The sequence below is a fragment of the Rhodococcus sp. WY5 genome, assembly GCF_018588185.1.
In the GTDB taxonomy this organism is placed as follows: Bacteria; Actinomycetota; Actinomycetes; order Mycobacteriales; family Mycobacteriaceae; genus Rhodococcus_F; species Rhodococcus_F qingshengii.
In genome coordinates this window covers 5,371,147-5,387,853 of record NZ_JAAMPR010000001.1, presented here as the reverse complement: position 1 = coordinate 5,387,853, position 16,707 = coordinate 5,371,147, and the positions used below count along the sequence as shown (strand labels likewise).

13 protein-coding genes are annotated in these 16,707 nt (G+C 62.1%); 10 read left to right on the top strand and 3 right to left on the bottom strand.

The features are described 5' to 3' along the window. Positions 1-20 precede the first annotated feature (20 nt). Positions 21-599 carry a TetR/AcrR family transcriptional regulator gene (locus G4D79_RS24880; protein WP_003940885.1) on the top strand — a complete coding sequence of 193 codons (579 nt, stop codon included), beginning with the start codon at positions 21-23 and terminating at the stop codon, positions 597-599. A gap of 22 nt (positions 600-621) precedes the next feature. Continuing rightward, positions 622-1,179, top strand: a complete 558-nt coding sequence (locus tag G4D79_RS24875; RefSeq protein WP_003940967.1) for an NADPH-dependent FMN reductase — start codon at positions 622-624, stop codon at positions 1,177-1,179. 16 nt (positions 1,180-1,195) lie between these two features. On the opposite strand, the gene eccE is transcribed toward G4D79_RS24875, so the two are convergent. Next, a complete protein-coding gene (gene eccE / locus G4D79_RS24870; RefSeq protein ID WP_054188119.1) occupies positions 1,196-2,836 on the bottom strand; it encodes a type VII secretion protein EccE in 1,641 nt (546 codons plus the stop codon). Positions 2,837-2,936: 100 nt separating this feature from the next. Between eccE and eccB the strand changes: the two genes are divergently transcribed. Next, on the top strand, positions 2,937-4,400 hold the full coding sequence (gene eccB, locus G4D79_RS24865; protein WP_054188170.1) for a type VII secretion protein EccB: 1,464 nt from the start codon (positions 2,937-2,939) through the stop codon (positions 4,398-4,400). Between the two features lie 14 nt (positions 4,401-4,414). Here the strand turns inward: eccB and mycP are convergent, their stop codons facing one another. Then, positions 4,415-5,827, bottom strand: coding sequence for a type VII secretion-associated serine protease mycosin (gene mycP, locus G4D79_RS24860; protein WP_214514503.1), 1,413 nt, complete (start codon positions 5,825-5,827; stop codon positions 4,415-4,417). Between the two features lie 14 nt (positions 5,828-5,841). Next, on the bottom strand, positions 5,842-7,308 hold the full coding sequence (gene eccD / locus G4D79_RS24855; RefSeq protein ID WP_214514502.1) for a type VII secretion integral membrane protein EccD: 1,467 nt from the start codon (positions 7,306-7,308) through the stop codon (positions 5,842-5,844). Between the two features lie 236 nt (positions 7,309-7,544). Between eccD and eccCa the strand changes: the two genes are divergently transcribed. From eccCa to glmM, 7 genes are all read left to right on the top strand, one after another. Beyond that, positions 7,545-11,549 carry a type VII secretion protein EccCa gene (eccCa, locus tag G4D79_RS24850; protein ID WP_214514501.1) on the top strand — a complete coding sequence of 1,335 codons (4,005 nt, stop codon included), beginning with the start codon at positions 7,545-7,547 and terminating at the stop codon, positions 11,547-11,549. Then, positions 11,546-13,048 (top strand): type VII secretion-associated protein, encoded by a 1,503-nt coding sequence (locus tag G4D79_RS24845; RefSeq protein ID WP_214514500.1) that lies wholly within the window; start codon positions 11,546-11,548, stop codon positions 13,046-13,048. Before eccCa ends, G4D79_RS24845 begins: the two co-directional genes overlap by 4 nt. A gap of 184 nt (positions 13,049-13,232) precedes the next feature. Then, positions 13,233-13,538 (top strand): WXG100 family type VII secretion target, encoded by a 306-nt coding sequence (locus G4D79_RS24840; RefSeq protein ID WP_003940986.1) that lies wholly within the window; start codon positions 13,233-13,235, stop codon positions 13,536-13,538. A 100-nt stretch (positions 13,539-13,638) separates the two neighbouring features. Next, entirely contained in the window at positions 13,639-13,932 is a 294-nt protein-coding gene (locus tag G4D79_RS24835; protein WP_003940975.1) for a WXG100 family type VII secretion target, read from the top strand. Between the two features lie 290 nt (positions 13,933-14,222). After that, complete coding sequence (gene rplM, locus G4D79_RS24830; protein ID WP_003940842.1) at positions 14,223-14,666, top strand: 50S ribosomal protein L13; 444 nt, start codon at positions 14,223-14,225, stop codon at positions 14,664-14,666. Beyond that, positions 14,663-15,172, top strand: a complete 510-nt coding sequence (gene rpsI / locus G4D79_RS24825; protein ID WP_007728596.1) for a 30S ribosomal protein S9 — start codon at positions 14,663-14,665, stop codon at positions 15,170-15,172. The genes rplM and rpsI overlap by 4 nt, the downstream gene beginning before the upstream one ends. Before the next feature lie 154 nt (positions 15,173-15,326). Then, the gene (gene glmM / locus G4D79_RS24820) at positions 15,327-16,664 is read left to right on the top strand and encodes a phosphoglucosamine mutase (protein ID WP_214514499.1); all 1,338 of its coding nucleotides are present in this window, start codon (positions 15,327-15,329) and stop codon (positions 16,662-16,664) included. Positions 16,665-16,707 lie beyond the last annotated feature (43 nt).

Genomic DNA, 16,707 nt, shown 5'->3' with positions numbered 1-16,707 from the left:
ACTGCAGTACTGTCGTGGGTATGGCAAGGCTGGTTCACAAGACGACTGCGCGCAGGGCAGAGTTGTTCGATCAATTGGTCGAACTGTTCTTGAGCGAGGGTTTCGCCCACCTCACGCTCGACGAGATCTCAGCTCGTCTGCACTGCTCCAAGAGCACCTTGTACACCGTGGCGGCCGGCAAAGAGGATCTGGTGCGGGCGGTGACAGTGCACTTCTTCCGGGCGGCGACCGATGCAGTGGAGAGTGCAGTCGCCGCCGAAACGGCCCCGACTCGTCGAGTCGCGGTGTATCTCGAAGCAGTGGGTGATCGGCTGTCCGCGGCGTCCAGTCAGTTCATGGAAGACCTGGCCGAATCGGTGTCGGCGAGCCAGGTCTACGAGAAGAACACGTCGATCGCTGCTGATCGTGTGCGATCGCTCATCGTCGAGGGAGTCGATTCGGGCGCATTCCGGCAGGTACACGCATCATTTGTCGCCGATGCCGCTGCGGCGACGATGGTTCGGATCCAGCAACGCGCGGTCTACCGGGCAACTGGTCTGGACGATGCCAGCGCTTATCGGGAACTGGCAGCACTCATCACGGACGGGATCACTGCGTGATCAGTCGCTAGCATCGACGTTCATGGCACCTTTGAACGTCGAAGTCATCGTAGGTTCGGTCCGCGAAGGGCGAATGGGACGAGCAGTGGCGGACTGGTTTGTCGAGCGCGCAACCGCGAACCCGTCGTGGAACGTATCGGTGATCGACCTCAGAGAGCTGTCGTTGCCCCAGGATTTCTCGGATTCACCTGCCACGGAGGTTTTCCGCCGGCGAATCGGGCGCGCCGACGCTGTTGTCGCCGTGACCTCCGAATACAACCACGGGTATCCGGCTGCCCTCAAGACCGCATTCGATTCGGTGAAACACGAGTGGCGTGCCAAGCCGATCGGATTCGTGTCCTACGGCGGGATTTCAGGTGGTGTTCGGGCCGTCGAGCAACTGAGGCAAGTGGTGGCGGAGTTGCACATGGTCTCGGTGCGTCAAAGCGTGACCATTCACCGGGTGCGTAAGCAATTCGGACACGAGCCGTACGGCGTCGATTCGATTGCGATCGATGCAAGCGAGAAGATGATTCGTGAATTGGATTGGTGGGGAAGCGGATTGCGGATGCAACGTGCAAGTGATCCCTATCCCGGCTGATCTTGGACATACGCGATCACGCCATCTGGTGAGCGTCGCCGGCTCGAGGACGGCCGATGAACGATGTCTCGGAAGCGATGGTCACCAGAGTCAGGTCGACGCGTGTACGGCCGGTTTCGACCGTGATCTTGTCACCGAGTGCGAATGGCTGGACTATCGAGATTTCAGGGTCGACCCGAGGCCATTGGCGTGGATGTCCGTACACATAGATTGCGGTCACGCCGGCACGCGGAGACAACCCCTCGACGCCGTCGAACACGACAGTGTTGAAGGCGCCCTCAGGCCCACCGCCCTGCCCGGACACGCGGAGTCGGTCAGGCACTCCCATCGAGTCGGTGAGCGCGGTCCACGCTTGCGGTCGATCGGTGTGGACGAGTACCAGTGCGCCGGTCGCGATGGCTCGAAAGATCAACTGCTGAGCCAGATAGAGTTCGCCGGCGACAAGAACGGTGTTGACGCCCGGCCCCGAAATTCTGGCCGCGACACCGTGCCCGTTTCGGTCCGAGCCGATGAGTTGGCCGCACCCGGCAAGGGGTAGAGCGAGTGAGTCGAGTGTGCCCCCGTCCATGCGAACGCCCGGCGTGATGCCGTCCAGCGCGGCCAATGCGGTTGGCAAGTTGGTCAGCAATCCGTCGCGCTGGCGCCCGCGTAGCGAGACCAAACCGGCCAGCGGTGCGTTCTCTGGTGGATTGCGCGTGGTGAAGCGACATGTCGCACTGACCTTCGCCTCTCCGCGTTGTCCGGTGGGTCGTAACCGAATTGTCACGGACGTCCCGACCGTTGCCACTGCCCACACTCGGGTCAGGGTCGCAGTGGTGATGAAACGGGGTTCGATCCCAAATCCGACGTTGGACACGCCAGGCAAGGGGGTACTTCGCCACGTTTCGGTGACCTCGTGGCCGGCCACTCCTCTTGTCACCTGGGCAGTGGACGACGCGATCTCCGGTGCGGTCAGGATCCGCGCCTTGCACCCCGCTGAATCGAGCACCCGGATGACACGATTGGCGGCAACAGCTATCGCGCGGCCGGCGCCCTGTTCGCCCCCGCCCCGGCGTTCGACTGCTGCACCACCCTCCAGCGCGTCGAAACGTAGTGCAAGCCAAACACTTCTGGTGGCGGTGGCTGGTAGTGGTCCGATGAGACGTTCGTAGACTTCGGTGGCAGGCGTTCCCGACGCGGCGCGGTATCCGTGACTGACGATGTCGATGCCGGTGAGTGAGATGTCGTGCTGATAGAGACAATTGGCGAGGGCTGCCGTGGGCAGAAGGTGGGAAGCGTCGAACGAATGACGGCCGATCCTGGTCAGGTAGTCGCGTGGGGGAGCGATCTCGACGACAGCGACGAGCGAAGATCCGTCCACTCGGAGCCCGATGGACTGCTCGGAGGGAGTGTGAAAACTGACGATCGTGCTGCGGTCGACGTCCTTGCGGTGCAGATAGCGAAAGTACCTGACAATCCAGGACATTACCGACCAACCGCCCACATGAAGCAGCATTGATCCGGCAACCACACAACCGATTGCCAGCGCCCAGAACCAATCGAGCCCACTGGCCATCGCGATTCCGCCCGCACCGATTCCGAAAATCTGTGCCGGCACGAACTCGCGCGTCGAAATCCTGTGTGACGACGGCCAATGCTTCAACCGCGATCGGTCCACGGTTCCTCCCCGATACCTGACCTGCGAACTACCCGAAAATTTCCGCCCCAGCGGAACTGTACTGTGTCTTCGCAAGGGGATGTAAGGCACGGGGGGAACGATGGCTGCGACACCTACCACGCGCTGGCAGGTCAACGGGTACCGATTCTTGGTCAGGCGGATGGAACATGCGCTGGTCAGACGAGACGTGCGGATGCTTCACGATCCGATGCGATCACAGTCGCGCGCGTTCACCGTCGGAATAGTCCTCGCTGCACTGGGATTGGCGGGTTGCGCTGTACTCGCTCTGTTTCGGCCACAGGACAGAATCGGCGATGCAGAGATCGTCGTTGCAAAGGAATCGGGCGCGATGTTCGTCGCCATGGAGGGTACGTTTCGCCCTGTGCTGAACTTGGCCTCCGCACGACTGATTCTGGGTTCGCCAGGAAAACCGGCAATAGTCAAGGCATCCGAGGTCGAGGCGAAACCCCGGGGCGCGCTCGTCGGCATTCCCGGCGCACCGTCCGCGCTGCCGGAATCGGCCGACCCTACCAACGCCGCGTGGACGGTGTGCGATTCCGTCGGATCCGACGGGAGAAAATCGTTGACGACTTCGGTCCTGGTCGGCTCGTCCAATGTCGGCGAAAACACGACATATCTGACGAATGACCGTGCATTCCTGGTGAAGTCGGGTTCCGATCACTTTCTCGTGTACGACGGGAAGCGAGCGGAAATCGATGTGGACGATCCGGCGATCATGCGGGCTTTGGGCCTGGAAGGAGCACAGGCGCGACCGATCAGTATCGGATTCCTCAATTCGATTCCCGAAGTTCCGCGCATCGAGGCTCCGCGAATCCGCCAACTGGGATCGGCGCCCCGGTTTCCTCTGCAGAACAAGACTGTCGGCTCCGTCGTCCAGGTTTCGGTGGGTGCGGACCCGCAGTACTACGTGGTACTCGAGAACGGGATCCAGAAGATCGGTGCGGCGCTCGCCCAACTGATCTACTTTTCGGATTCGCAGGGCGCCACCGGGATCGCGAGCGTCACCCCTGATGCCATCAGTCGTATTCCCTCGGTGAGTGAGCTGGCCGTCGACTTGTTGCCGCGGGTGGTTCCGGAGATCGTCGATGATCACGGCGCACCTGTCGGCTGTCTGGAATGGGCTCCCGCACCTGCAGTCGAGGGCGGCGAAAGTAGTTCTGCAACGCTGAAACTTGTCGCTGGATTGCAGGTTCCGATCCCGGAGGGTGGCAAGTTGGTGTCCTTGGCGCAGGCGGACGGATCGGGTGACAATCTCGACAACGTCCATGTCGAACAGGGATTCGGCGGATTTGTTCAAGCGACCGGAATCGAGACGAACAGCACCAGGCACGACGGAGTGTTCTACGTAGCCGATACCGGTGTGAAGTACGGCGTACCGGACGAAACCTCCGCTCGCGCGCTCGGATTGACGCGAACGCCTGATCGCGCGCCTTGGCAGATGCTCGACCTACTTGCATCAGGCCCCGCGCTCGAGAAGAGCAATGCACTGATAGCTCACGACGGAATCGCCCCCGATACAGCGCCGGCCGCTCCGGTGAACTGAACACTGCTGACGGTTCAGGGATCGATTTTCTGGCGTTCGGGAAGATGCCGACGAATTACTCGACGAAGAGGCATCGATGCCAACAGCGTCAGTAGGGCGAGGGTGCCGACCGTTCCGGCTCCGACGAGTGCCGTGTCGCGAGATCGGTTGTCGGGGGTCGGCGGCGTGGGTAGGGGATCGATCGACACCGACTGATGGTTGACCTTGACGCGTTCTCCTGGGGCCAATTCGCCCGTCACTGCCGCAAGTGGATCGATGACGCCGTGACCGACGTAGGGATTCCAACCCTGCGCCGGAGCGTGGGCGGTGGCTTCGATACGTTGCATGACCTGAAGCGCCGTCAGTTCCGGGTGAACCGACCGGACCAGTGCGGCGGTCGCCGCGACAAAGGGCGCAGCGAAACTGGTCCCGTTGAACGACTGTACGGCGCCGTCGGAGCCGTACACCCCGTTGGTCAGACCGGGCGACGTCGGGTGAAGTGAGGTGATTCCGGTGCCGGGCGCCGCCACGTCGACCCACGGACCGCCGAGGCTGAAGGAACTGGCGGCGCCATTGGGGTCTACCGACCCGACCGTGAGGACATAGTCGTCGTACCAAGCCGGACTGGCAATCGTCGCAACCGAGTTCCATGGATCGGCTAAGGGGTCGACGGGATCCGGCGGCGGATTCTGGTTCTTGCAACCTCCGGATCCGACGTTACCTGCAGCTGCGACGACTACGACGTTCTTCGCGATCGTGGCGTATTCGATTGCAGCGCCGAGTCGTTGGTCGTTGATCCCGTCCCCGGCAGGCTTGCAGGCGACTTCGGAGATGTTGATGACGCTTGCACCCATGTCCGCAGCGTGACGGACGGCCGATGCCATGGTGTCGACGTTTCCGTACCCGGATGAGTTCTCGGCTGCAGCAGGGTCTTCGCGTTGGCCGGCCACCGAGAAGGCGGCACTGGACTGCCTGATCGAAATTATCTGTGCGTCAGGCGCAGCTCCGGAGAATCCGGAACCCTCGACTTGCTGGGCGGCGATGAGACCGGCCACGACTGTTCCATGTGCGTCACAATCGTCGGTGCCGTCGGAGGTACCGACGTAATCACCGCCGCCGTCGAGCGATGGCAGCCGGGGATGTCTGCTGACACCGGTGTCGATGACGGCAATTCGCTGTCCTGCCCCTCTGGTGATCGGCCACACAGAATCGAATCCCAGATCTCGTTGAGAACGTGGAATGTCCGCATCGTCACCACCTGCCACGGCTGGGACGCACAGGGTTCGTTGTTCGGTGGGTTGTGGAGGTGCGGGCGGACCGTCCTCCGGCAGCATTACAGGATCGATGGGGGAGGGAACCGCGCTCGATGCGCCACCTGCCCCGGCGAGAACGCTGAAGGCGACGATCACGAGACTGGCGCAGATGTTTGTTGCACGTCGAATCACCATCGATCACCGATCGCTCAGAGGCTACGCATGAGCGCGAAGAGGCCACTGACCCAGCAGATCAGCGGAACGATTGCTGCAATCGCAGCGAGGTCCAACAGCTCGGCAGCGCGTCGCATAACGGGGCTGAATGTGTTCTGGGGGGCGAGGATTCCCAGAATCAGTGCCAGGAGGAGAACGGTCATCGTGATGGCGAAGACGACCAATGCATGGTCGCGATGGGTCCATGCCATGTCGCCCAGGAGAACGAGAATCACCGAGATGCCTGCCGCGATGAGTGGCACAGCCTGCTGTGCGCCCGCGTAGGTGCGCCCGCGAAACATCAGCACGACGGCCGTCGCGAATGCGAGAGCAAGATTCGGCCAGACGATCCCCTGACCAGGCCAGGACCACGCGAGTGCGACGGCAGCGACGAGCGCGACCACTGACGTGGCTACGATCAGCCCGGTCAGATAGTTACGCGCCCGCCCTGCCCTTTCGGCCAACTCGGTCAGCCCGGGTAGTTCGGGTTCGGGCAGTTCGTCGCGGTCGTCGTCGAGGGGATTACTCGGCGTCGGAACAGGGGGAAGCGGTAGTCGCGCGAACAACATCGACAGTCGAGCGGTGAACGTGAGAACGATAAATGCGGCGGCAATCACCGCGCCGCTGACGGTCGCGGTGCGCGCCCCGGGAAGCGTGGTAGTGACGGCAAAGGTGCCCACCGCCGCGAGAAGGACGACGAGAAGTGCGGTGAAGACAGCTAATCCGGCGCCGCACAAGCGGAAGCAGATCAGAGTTACCGCAGCGGCAAATGCCGAACCGAGAAGCAGATGAGCCGAAAGAACAGTGCCGGGCACGCAGAGTGCGCCGGAGATGAACGCCAGTGGCACCGAAGCGCATCCGAGCGTGACGGAACTTGCAGAGTCTCCGTACACCCGCGCCGCCACGACGGCGGCGACTGTGAGCACCAAAGACGTCACTCCGCCGCAGACGGCGCCGATCAGTCCCGTGTCGCCGAGGACCAGGGCGAGGGCCGCGACGAGCGCAGCGACGAGGGCGGCGGTCGAGCCGACAATGCGCGCGGTGACCGGAGTCCAGCGTCGGTAGACGTCCGCATCCGTGGCCGCGACGGTGTACATGATGTCGTCGAAGAGTGGGGGCGGGGCAGCGGTGACCGAGGCCTCGAGTACGAGCAATTCTCCATCGCGGATTCCGTGCTCGTGCAGCGACAGCGTCGGTGCCAGCGGCGCCCTGCCGACTTTCGACAGAGTCCAGTCGACGGGCTCGAATTGTTCGGTGGTGTGGTCGAACTCGTTGAAATTGCTGTGGTTGACAATTGTGTCCACAATGCCCGGAATGACCACGGTGAGTGGAACACGAAGCGGCACCGCAAGATCCACCTGCGAATGGGCTGAAAGTACCGTCAACCTGCACAGTTCGGCAGAATGACTCGCGCCTCGTCCGTTTCCGGTGTTCGCAGCGCTGGTTGTAGTGGTGCTGGTCAAGATCTGTCCCCTCCCATGACGCGATTCCCCCTTCGCGTCACCCCAGTTCACCCGAACAATACGACATGAACTGCGCGCCTGTATCGGAGACAGCGCCGACAACAGGTGGCACCGACCCGAGTGTCGGTGTTGTGATCTACTCTCTTGCAATTGCGCGAGTACGCCTTGGGGGGGCCGGCGGTAGTCGGACGAGGCGCCTGGCGGCAACAGCTGCAGCACCGATGGGGGTGGGTGAATTGAGCACTGTCAGATTTGCGCGTCGAGCACGCCGTGAATCGCCGCGCACACCGGGCGGCGAGGTGACGCTTCAGCCCCCACCGGAGATACCTCGCGTCACGCCGGGAAACCTACTGACCAAACTACTTCCGGTGATCATGGTGGTTGCCATGATCGGCATGGTGGCGCTGATGTTCTCTTCCGGCATGGCGCGCAATCCGATGTCCCTGCTGTTTCCGGTCATGATGATGGTGTCGATGCTCGGAATGCTCGCCGGGGGCGGTCGTAGCGGTGGAGCAAGAGCGTCCGAAGCGAACGAGGACCGCAAGGACTACCTCCGGTACCTGGATCAGATGCGTAGTGATGTTGCTGCGACGTCTGGTGCGCAGCGTGCTGCTCTCGAGTGGAGCAATCCCGAGCCGTCGCTGCTCTGGACACTGGCCGGGACTGTACGGATGTGGGAGCGTCAGATCACCGACTCGGACTACTGCCACGTTCGGGTCGGTCTGGGTACACAGCGATTGGCCACCAGACTCGTGTCTCCGGAGACCGGGCCGGTCGAGGATCTCGAACCCGTCGCTGCTGTCTCACTTCGGCGATTCGTCCGTGCACATTCGGTTGTGCAGGACCTGCCGACCGCCGTCTCGCTTCGCGGATTTGCTGCGATGTCCATCGAGGGGCAGAGAGATTCCGCTCGTGCGCTTGTCCGCTCGATGTTGATGCAGCTGTGCACATTCCACGGTCCGGACACGCTCCAAGTTGCGGTGGTGTGCGGTCCCGATACCGAATCCGAGTGGGAGTGGGTCAAGTGGCTCCCACACGTGCAACACCCGCAGTCTCAGGACGGCACCGGCACTGCACGCATGGTGTTCGGTTCGTATCTCGAATTCGAAAGTTCCCTCGGGGAACCGCTTTCGATGCGTGCTCGATTCGCTCGCAACACTCCAGCCAGTGCGGGCGTTCCGCATCTCGTGCTGGTCGTGGACGGTGGCTTACTCGAAGGTGACACCGGCCTGTTGTCCGAATCCGGGCTCGACTCGGTGACAGTCCTCGACCTCTGCGGGTTCTGCCCGCGGCTGGTGGCGACGCGTGGGTTGCGACTGGTCGTCGGTAGCGATCAGATCGGCGCGGTGAGCAGCGCAGGAGTTGAGAACTTTGCGAGGCCTGACGCTGCGACGACGAGCCTGGCGCAGGCGTTCGGCCGTCGCATCGCACCGTTCCGTGCGGCATCGCAGAATGCCGTCGACGCAGCTGACGACGACCGATCCCTTCGGACGTGGAGCCAGATGTTGGGGATAGGAAACGTTGCGAGGTTCAATCCTGAGCATGGCTGGCTTCCACGTCAGGGGCGCGACCGACTCCGTGTGCCGATCGGTGTCGGACAAGACGGAAACCCCGTCGAACTGGATCTGAAGGAGTCGGCCGAGAACGGTATGGGTCCGCACGGGCTGTGTATCGGAGCCACCGGTTCTGGCAAGTCGGAGTTCCTGCGAACCTTGGTGCTCGGCCTGATCGCGACCCACTCTCCCGACGCACTGAACCTCGTCCTGATCGACTTCAAAGGCGGTGCAACCTTTCTCGGCCTCGAGGAGGCGCCGCACGTTGCTGCGATCATCACCAACCTTGCCGAGGAATTGGCGATGGTCGATCGTATGAAGGACGCGCTCGCCGGCGAAATGAATCGTCGACAAGAACTGTTGCGTGCGGCAGGAAACTTCGCAAACGTGTCCGATTACGAGAAGGCGAGGCTGGCCGGCGCTGCACTAGATCCCTTGCCGGCACTCTTCGTGGTTGTCGACGAGTTTTCCGAACTGCTCAGTCAGCAGCCGGAATTTGCCGAATTGTTCGTGGCCATCGGGCGATTGGGCAGGTCACTTCACATTCACCTGCTGCTGGCCAGTCAGCGACTCGACGAAGGAAAGCTTCGGGGTCTCGACAGCCATCTTTCGTATCGCGTCGGGTTGAAAACGTTCTCGGCGAATGAGTCTCGTTCCGTCCTCGGCGTTCCCGATGCTTATCACCTTCCGGGCACACCCGGTGCGGGATACCTGAAGTCCGATTCTGCTGAGATCGTTCGCTTCCAAGGTGCGTACGTGTCAGGCCCGTACGAGGGCGAGCGGATCGTGCCCACTCGATTCTCGGTCGATTCCCCCGTCGAACTGGCGCCGCTGCCGTTTACCGCGAAGCCCGTGATCGGACCAGAGGCCGTTGTCGTTCCCGTCGAGCCCGACGTCGTCGACATGGGTGAAATCGGTGACGATGCACGTACTCTCATGGGAGTCCTCGTAGACCGCATGCGCGGTCACGGTCCACGTGCGCATGAAGTGTGGCTCCCGCCGCTCGAGTCATCTCCGACGATTGACCAGTTGTTGCCGCGGTGGGCGACCGGTGATCAACCTCGCGGAAATCTGAGCGCACCCTTCGGCATAGTCGACAGGCCGTTCGATCAGCGCCGCGATCTACTCGTCGCCGATCTCAACGGATCGACTGGCAACCTCGCGATTGTCGGCGGCCCGCAGTCGGGAAAGTCGACGGCGTTGCGCACGTTGATCTTGTCTCTGAGCATGACGCACACGCCGGAACAGATTCAGTTCTACTGCCTCGACTTCGGCGGTGGAACGCTCCTCGGATTGAAAGATCTGCCGCACGTCGGATCGGTGGCAAACCGCTTGGATTCCGACCGCGTCCGGCGCACAGTTGCCGAGGTACTCGGTGTGGTCGCTAAACGGGAGCGACTGTTTCGTGACCTCGGCATCGAATCGATGGCCGATTTCCGTAGATTGCGAACAGCTGATCCCACCGGGGAAGGTGAGGCTGCGGGACTCCGAGAGGACCCGTACGGTGACGTCTTCCTCGTCGTCGACGGTTGGCCAAGCGTTCGTTCGGATTTCGAATCACTCGAGCCCCAGATCAACATGCTCGCCGGTCAAGGTTTGTCCTTCGGTGTACACGTGATCGTCACGACGTCGAGGTGGGCCGAGATCCGGCCGGCACTCAAGGATCAACTGGGTACTCGCATCGAACTTCGTTTGGGTGATCCGGGAGATTCGGATGCGGGTCGCCGGAAAGCCGGCCTGGTGCCGGAAGGTCGACCGGGTCGTGGCATCACTCGCGACGGACTCCACCTTCTCACCGGACTACCTCGAATCGACGGCCTACCGGGTAGTGAGAACTCGAGTACGGCTGTGGTGGCGACGGTCGAACGTATTGCAGCCATGTCGAATTCGCGTCCGGCACCCACCGTGCGGATGCTCCCGGATTCCTACTCGCGGGCAGAACTTCTCGAAGCTGTCGGGACCCGGTGGCCCTCACCGAGTGCGGCCGACGGTCGGTGCCTCACCGTGCCGATCGGGCTCGGTGAGACCGACCTCGCCCCGGTGTACATGGACTTCCGGGAACACCCGCACCTGTTGATATTCGGCGACACCGCGTGTGGGAAGACATCTCTCGTGCGTGGAATAGCCGAAGGGATCATCGCGTCGAACACACCGGCCCAGGCCAAGCTGATCATCGGTGACTATCGGCATTCCCTGCTGGGCGTGGTCGAAGGGAATCACCTCGGCGGGTACTCGGCGTCGTCGACGACCTTCGGTGAGTTGATGGTCGACTTGGCTCGGATCGTCGCTGCCAGAATGCCGAACGCCGGAACAACGCAGCAGCAATTGCGGGAACGGTCGTGGTGGAGTGGGCCGGAGATTTACGTACTGATCGACGACTACGACCTTGTGGCCACACCGAGTGGAAATCCGGTGGCGCCGTTGCTCGAATACATTCCGCACTCCAAGGACATCGGTTTGCACCTGGTTATTGCCCGCCGTTCCGGTGGTGCGGCCAGAGCACTGTACGAGCCGGTCATTGCGAGAATTCGCGACATGGCGCCGGCCGGATTGATCATGAGCGGAAGTCGTGACGAGGGAAATCTCGTCGGCACTGTCCGCGCGTCGGCGATGCCGGAAGGCCGTGGGGTTTACGTTTCCCGCTCGCAAACCCAACTTGTCCAAGTTCCGTGGATGCCACCGCTGTGACCGCTCCGTCCGCAGTGTCGGTCTCGTTACATTGGGGTGCATCGAATATCTGGGTCGTATCGGGTCAACGCGAATTCTGTTGCAGTGCAGACCTCAGACGCGAACCGACGTCGGGCCCCGGTGCGGCCGGTAAGAATGCGATCGATTACATCGACGACGATTATGTCGACGTGGATGGTCGGGTTGTCCCGACAGTCTTGGAGGTGGCCAGGCTGATCTCCAGTGCGATGGACGGGTGCGGAATCGTCGACGCAGACATTCTTCATCTCAGTCATCCCTCGGATTGGGGTGCCCCACGCAGGCGGCGATTGCTCGATGCCGCACGTCGAGTGGCGCACGACGTCGTACTCGTTCCGACGTCGATCGCGGCGGCGAGGTCGGCTCATACGGCTTGGCGATCGCGGTGTGTCGTCCTCGAACTGCGAGGCGGAACGGTGGTCGCTTCTGTTGTCGCTGAGGTCGACGGTGAACTCCGAATCGACGGAACACAAAGTTCGGAGATCGCAGACGTTGCGGGGTTGTTTTCCGCAATCGGGGATCTATCGGTTCGGGACGCCGTGGTGTTGGTCGGGCCGAGCTCTCATGCTGTTGCGGCTTCGCTCGAACGGGGGTCGACGAATGTTCACGGCCACGCGAGCATCCGAATTCTGGACGAGAGCCGGGTGGCTGCGTCTCTGGTGGATCCTCAGACGCTCGTTCGCCAGACAACCGCGCGGGACAGTTCGGGACGAATCGTCGACAATTCGGCTTTCGGCGCCGGGTGGGTAGGCGATACGGATGGCGCGAAGTCGATTTCTGGCGCGGACTCGAATGCCTCTTCGCCGCGTCGCGTCGGCGGGCGGCGAAGAGGCCGTCGATGGTTCGCGGCGGCGCTTGCGGTGGTCGCCGTCGCCGGTGCGGTCGCAGCAACGGTCGTGGTGTCCACTCGCGATCGAGGCGATTCTCGGTTGGCGGGGTCGGTCGCAGCCACGGCGGAAGTCGAAGTCGAGATCGTGGAGGCGTCGAAAGAGCAGGAAACGCCTGCACCGAAGACTTCGATCTCGTCGATCGAGTCCGGGGCCACGCCGGAACTTACTCGTGTGGACGTGGGAAGCGTTGCGGCAGAATTGCCTTCCGATTGGAAGCTTCTGTCGCGAGGGACCTCGAGCGGGCGTACCGATTTGGTACCCGGTTCGGGTGCGGATCGCAAGATCGTGGTCATCGAGAAACGTCTTGCGGAAGGTGTGGGATTCGATTCCGTCGAAGCTGTTTTGCGTCAGCAGTTTTCGACGTTCGAGGACCCCTTGCGGTTCGCAGAGTTTGCTGTGCTCGACGATGCCGCAGGAAAACGGGCAGTGGTGTACGTCGAGTTTCCGGACGATTTCTCCGAGGTGCGTTGGCGCGTGTACGTCGACAACGGACGGCAAGTGAGTATCGGCTGCCAGTATCTGGTCGGTGAGTGGGGCAGTCTCGAAGCGGACTGCCTGCGGATGTGGCAGTCGGTCGAATTCACACCGTGACCGGATCGGTCGGTTCTGAAAATATTCTTCGGTCGGGCCGGAACCGTTGGTACGAAGGTCGCGTCAAAGTATGTGTAGCGCACATCAGGGAGTTCCGCTCGACCCCGGTGCACATCCGACGGACAAAGCCCGTTGTGTGTGATCGCCGATACCGAACGGTACTCACCGAATCCAGGGGGACGACATGGGCTTTACCGCAACTACCGCTGAATTGATCGATTCGGCGGGGACCATCGACGGACATCTCGGTGACATCAGGGGGCTGGTCAACGCTGTTCGGTCGGAGGCCGACGCTTCGCACAATTCGTGGAACGGTGCGGCGCAGGTCGAATACGCAGGAATCATGGAGCGATACAACAGCGCGGCCCTGAAGTTGGACACAGCTCTGACCGACATCTGCGAGCAGATCAAACAGGCCGCGGGAACCTTCGACTCGACCGAAGACGACAACGTCAGCTCGCTTCGCGGCGCGACGGTGAACATGTCCTGACCGCCAGCTCTTCATCGTCCGATCAAGCAATCCTCAGCCAGTAGTTCTCACAAGTTAGTTCTCACAAGTTCTCTCCAGTCACACCGAACCGGGAGCAGTTATGTCCGACAGGATCAAGTACGACTTCGGCGGCCTCGCAATGCTGTCCGATCAGATGAAACAGCAGGCCAAAGCGATCAACGACAAACAGGGCGACATCAAGGTTGTCGTGGACAAGCTGCAAGCAGGCTGGGAAGGGGCAGGTTCCGAAGCGTGGAACGACGCACAGCGTCGCTGGGCCCAGGCTTCCGAAGAACTGAACATGGTTCTCGCGCAGATCGCCGGAGCGACGGCGAGCGGCTCGGAGAAGATGCAGGAAGCTGATCGGATCGCCGCAAACGGGTTCGGTCGCTGACAACATCCCATGCCGTGATGACACCCCGCCTGCCCCGGTACCGTCAGGTTGCCGGGGCAGGCGCATGTCGATCGCTCGCATCGCTGTGCTGGACGATGATGCTGTTGGCAGGAATGGCTGCGCTTTGACCTGGCAGCGGGTAGACCGGTATCGTCTATCGGTGGCGTGCCGTAGGGCTCCGGCAGAAATGCGTGGAGACCGGCGGTTCTCGGGTCTCAACTGGCCGCCGAGGATCGTTTACGCGATACGCACATGGTCAGCAGTGGAATGAATTAAGACGAGGAAGATCTGTGTCTACGTACACCCCGAAGGCCGGAGATGTGACCCACACGTGGCACGTCATCGACGCCACTGACGTGGTGCTCGGCCGTCTTGCCGTTCAGGCAGCGAACTTGCTGCGTGGCAAGCACAAGCCCACCTACGCGCCGCACATCGACGGTGGTGACTTCGTTGTCATCATCAACGCAGAGAAGGTTGCCATCAGCGGCAACAAGCTGCAGGGCAAGAACGTTTACCACCACTCCGGATTCCCGGGTGGCCTGAAGTCCCGCACTGTCGGTGAGGTCCTCGACAGGACTCCCGATCGTCTCGTCGAGAAGGCCATCGTCGGCATGCTCCCCAAGACGAAGCTCGGCCGCGCAATGAGCAGCAAGCTCAAGGTTTACGCGGGCCCGAATCACCCCCACACCGCGCAGCAGCCGGTGCCGTTCGAGATCAAGCAGGTCGCACAGTGACATCGCCGGAAGAGCAGAACGTGTCCGAAGAGAACATCGAAGCAGTGGAAGAGCTTGTCTCTGACGCAGTCGAGGTCGTCGAAGAGGTTGCTGCAGCTACGCTCGCACCGATCGTCCTCGATCGCCCGGTCCAGACCGTCGGTCGCCGCAAGGAGGCTGTCGTTCGCGTCCGGATGGCTCCCGGTACCGGTCAGTTCAAGCTCAACGGTCGTACGTTGGAGGACTACTTCCCCAACAAGGTTCACCAGCAGCTGATCAAGGCTCCGCTGGTGCTCGTCGAGCGTCCCGAGTCTTTCGACATCATTGCACTGCTGCACGGTGGCGGCCCGTCCGGTCAGGCAGGCGCACTGCGTCTGGCTATCGCGCGCGCACTCATCGAGGTAACCCCTGATGATCGTCCGGCCCTCAAGCGTGCAGGCTTCCTGACGCGTGACGCCCGCGCGGTCGAGCGTAAGAAGTACGGCCTGAAGAAGGCCCGTAAGGCATCGCAGTACTCCAAGCGCTGATGCTTTGCCGAGGTTGACCCGACGGGTCTGCTTCGGCACCTGTTCACCACAAGAGCGGGCGTCCATCGTTACCGGACGCTCGCTCTTGTGTTTCTCGGAGAAATTCCCTTCTCGAGTTCCCTTCTCGAGGTTCACAGGATTCAGGAGTCGTTCTATGGGTCGGTTGTTCGGTACTGACGGTGTTCGTGGACTTGCCAATTCGGATCTGACTGCAGATCTTGCATTGAGATTGGCAGTTGCCGCGGCGAGCGTACTGACAGCCGACACCTCGGACGCACGTCCGACCGCCGTGATCGGCCGCGATCCTCGCGCCAGCGGTGAGATGCTTCAAGCCGCGGTGACCGCAGGATTGAGTTCCGCGGGTGTCGACGTGCTCGACGTGGGTATTCTTCCGACTCCGGCAGTTGCATACTTGACGGCAAAGCTCGACGCCAGTCTCGGTGTCATGATCTCTGCATCGCATAATCCCATGCCGGACAACGGAATCAAGATTTTCGCAGCCGGTGGACACAAGCTCGATGATGCTGTCGAGGTGGCGATCGAGGATGCACTCGACGGCACTGCACCGCCCGTCCTACCGACAGGTGCCGGGATCGGCCGCGTCCGTACGGTCGACGACGCCGCTCAGCTGTACCTTGCGCATCTGGCGAGCGCGGCGAGCGAGCCACTCGCTGGACTCACCGTTGTGGTCGACTGCGCCAACGGCGCTGCTTCCGCGCTCGCACCGGTTGCCTACGCGGCAGCTGGCGCTCGCGTCATCGCGATCAGCGCCGATCCCGACGGCCTCAACATCAACGACGGCTGCGGATCGACGCACCTGGAGAATCTTCAGAAAGCCGTAGTCGATCACGGGGCGGACCTAGGCCTCGCGCACGACGGCGACGCCGACCGTTGCCTGGCCGTCGACGAGACCGGAGCGGTGGTCGACGGTGACGCGATCATGGCAGTTCTGGCGATCGCGATGAACGACGCCGGCGAGTTGGTCGAGAACACTCTCGTCGCGACTGTCATGAGCAATCTCGGTTTGCACATCGCGATGCGCGAGGCCGGTATCAACATCGTGACTGCTGCCGTAGGTGACCGCTACGTTTTGGAGGAACTGCGCGCGGGCGGATACAGCCTCGGCGGCGAGCAGTCAGGCCATGTCGTGTTGCCGGCGTTCGGCACCACGGGCGATGGGATTCTCACCGGCCTCCGGCTGCTCGGACGCATGGCTCGCACGGGTAAGTCGGCATCCGCACTGGCCGCAACGATGACAACCCTCCCGCAGGTTCTGATCAACGTGAAGGTCGGGGACAAGACGACAGTCGCAGCATCGCCGTCGGTACTCGCAGCAGTCGCGGACGCAGAGCGCGTCCTCGGTGACGGTGGTCGCGTGCTCCTGCGCCCGTCCGGGACAGAGCAACTGGTCCGCGTCATGGTCGAGGCCACCGAACTTCCGCTCGCGCAGAAGCTGGCCGACGAGTTGGCCGAGATCGTCGGTTCGGTTTAGCCCCTCATTACGGCATTCGCGTTTTGAGGGAACGTAATTGCGC

Coding starts and splice junctions, on each gene's coding strand:
- G4D79_RS24835 (WP_003940975.1), top strand. CDS start 13,639: ATGTCCGACAGGATCAAGTACGACTTCGGCGGCCTCGCAATGCTGTCC.
- G4D79_RS24840 (WP_003940986.1), top strand. CDS start 13,233: ATGGGCTTTACCGCAACTACCGCTGAATTGATCGATTCGGCGGGGACC.
- G4D79_RS24880 (WP_003940885.1), top strand. CDS start 21: ATGGCAAGGCTGGTTCACAAGACGACTGCGCGCAGGGCAGAGTTGTTC.
- eccB (WP_054188170.1), top strand. CDS start 2,937: ATGGCTGCGACACCTACCACGCGCTGGCAGGTCAACGGGTACCGATTC.
- glmM (WP_214514499.1), top strand. CDS start 15,327: ATGGGTCGGTTGTTCGGTACTGACGGTGTTCGTGGACTTGCCAATTCG.
- mycP (WP_214514503.1), bottom strand. CDS start 5,827: ATGGTGATTCGACGTGCAACAAACATCTGCGCCAGTCTCGTGATCGTC.
- G4D79_RS24875 (WP_003940967.1), top strand. CDS start 622: ATGGCACCTTTGAACGTCGAAGTCATCGTAGGTTCGGTCCGCGAAGGG.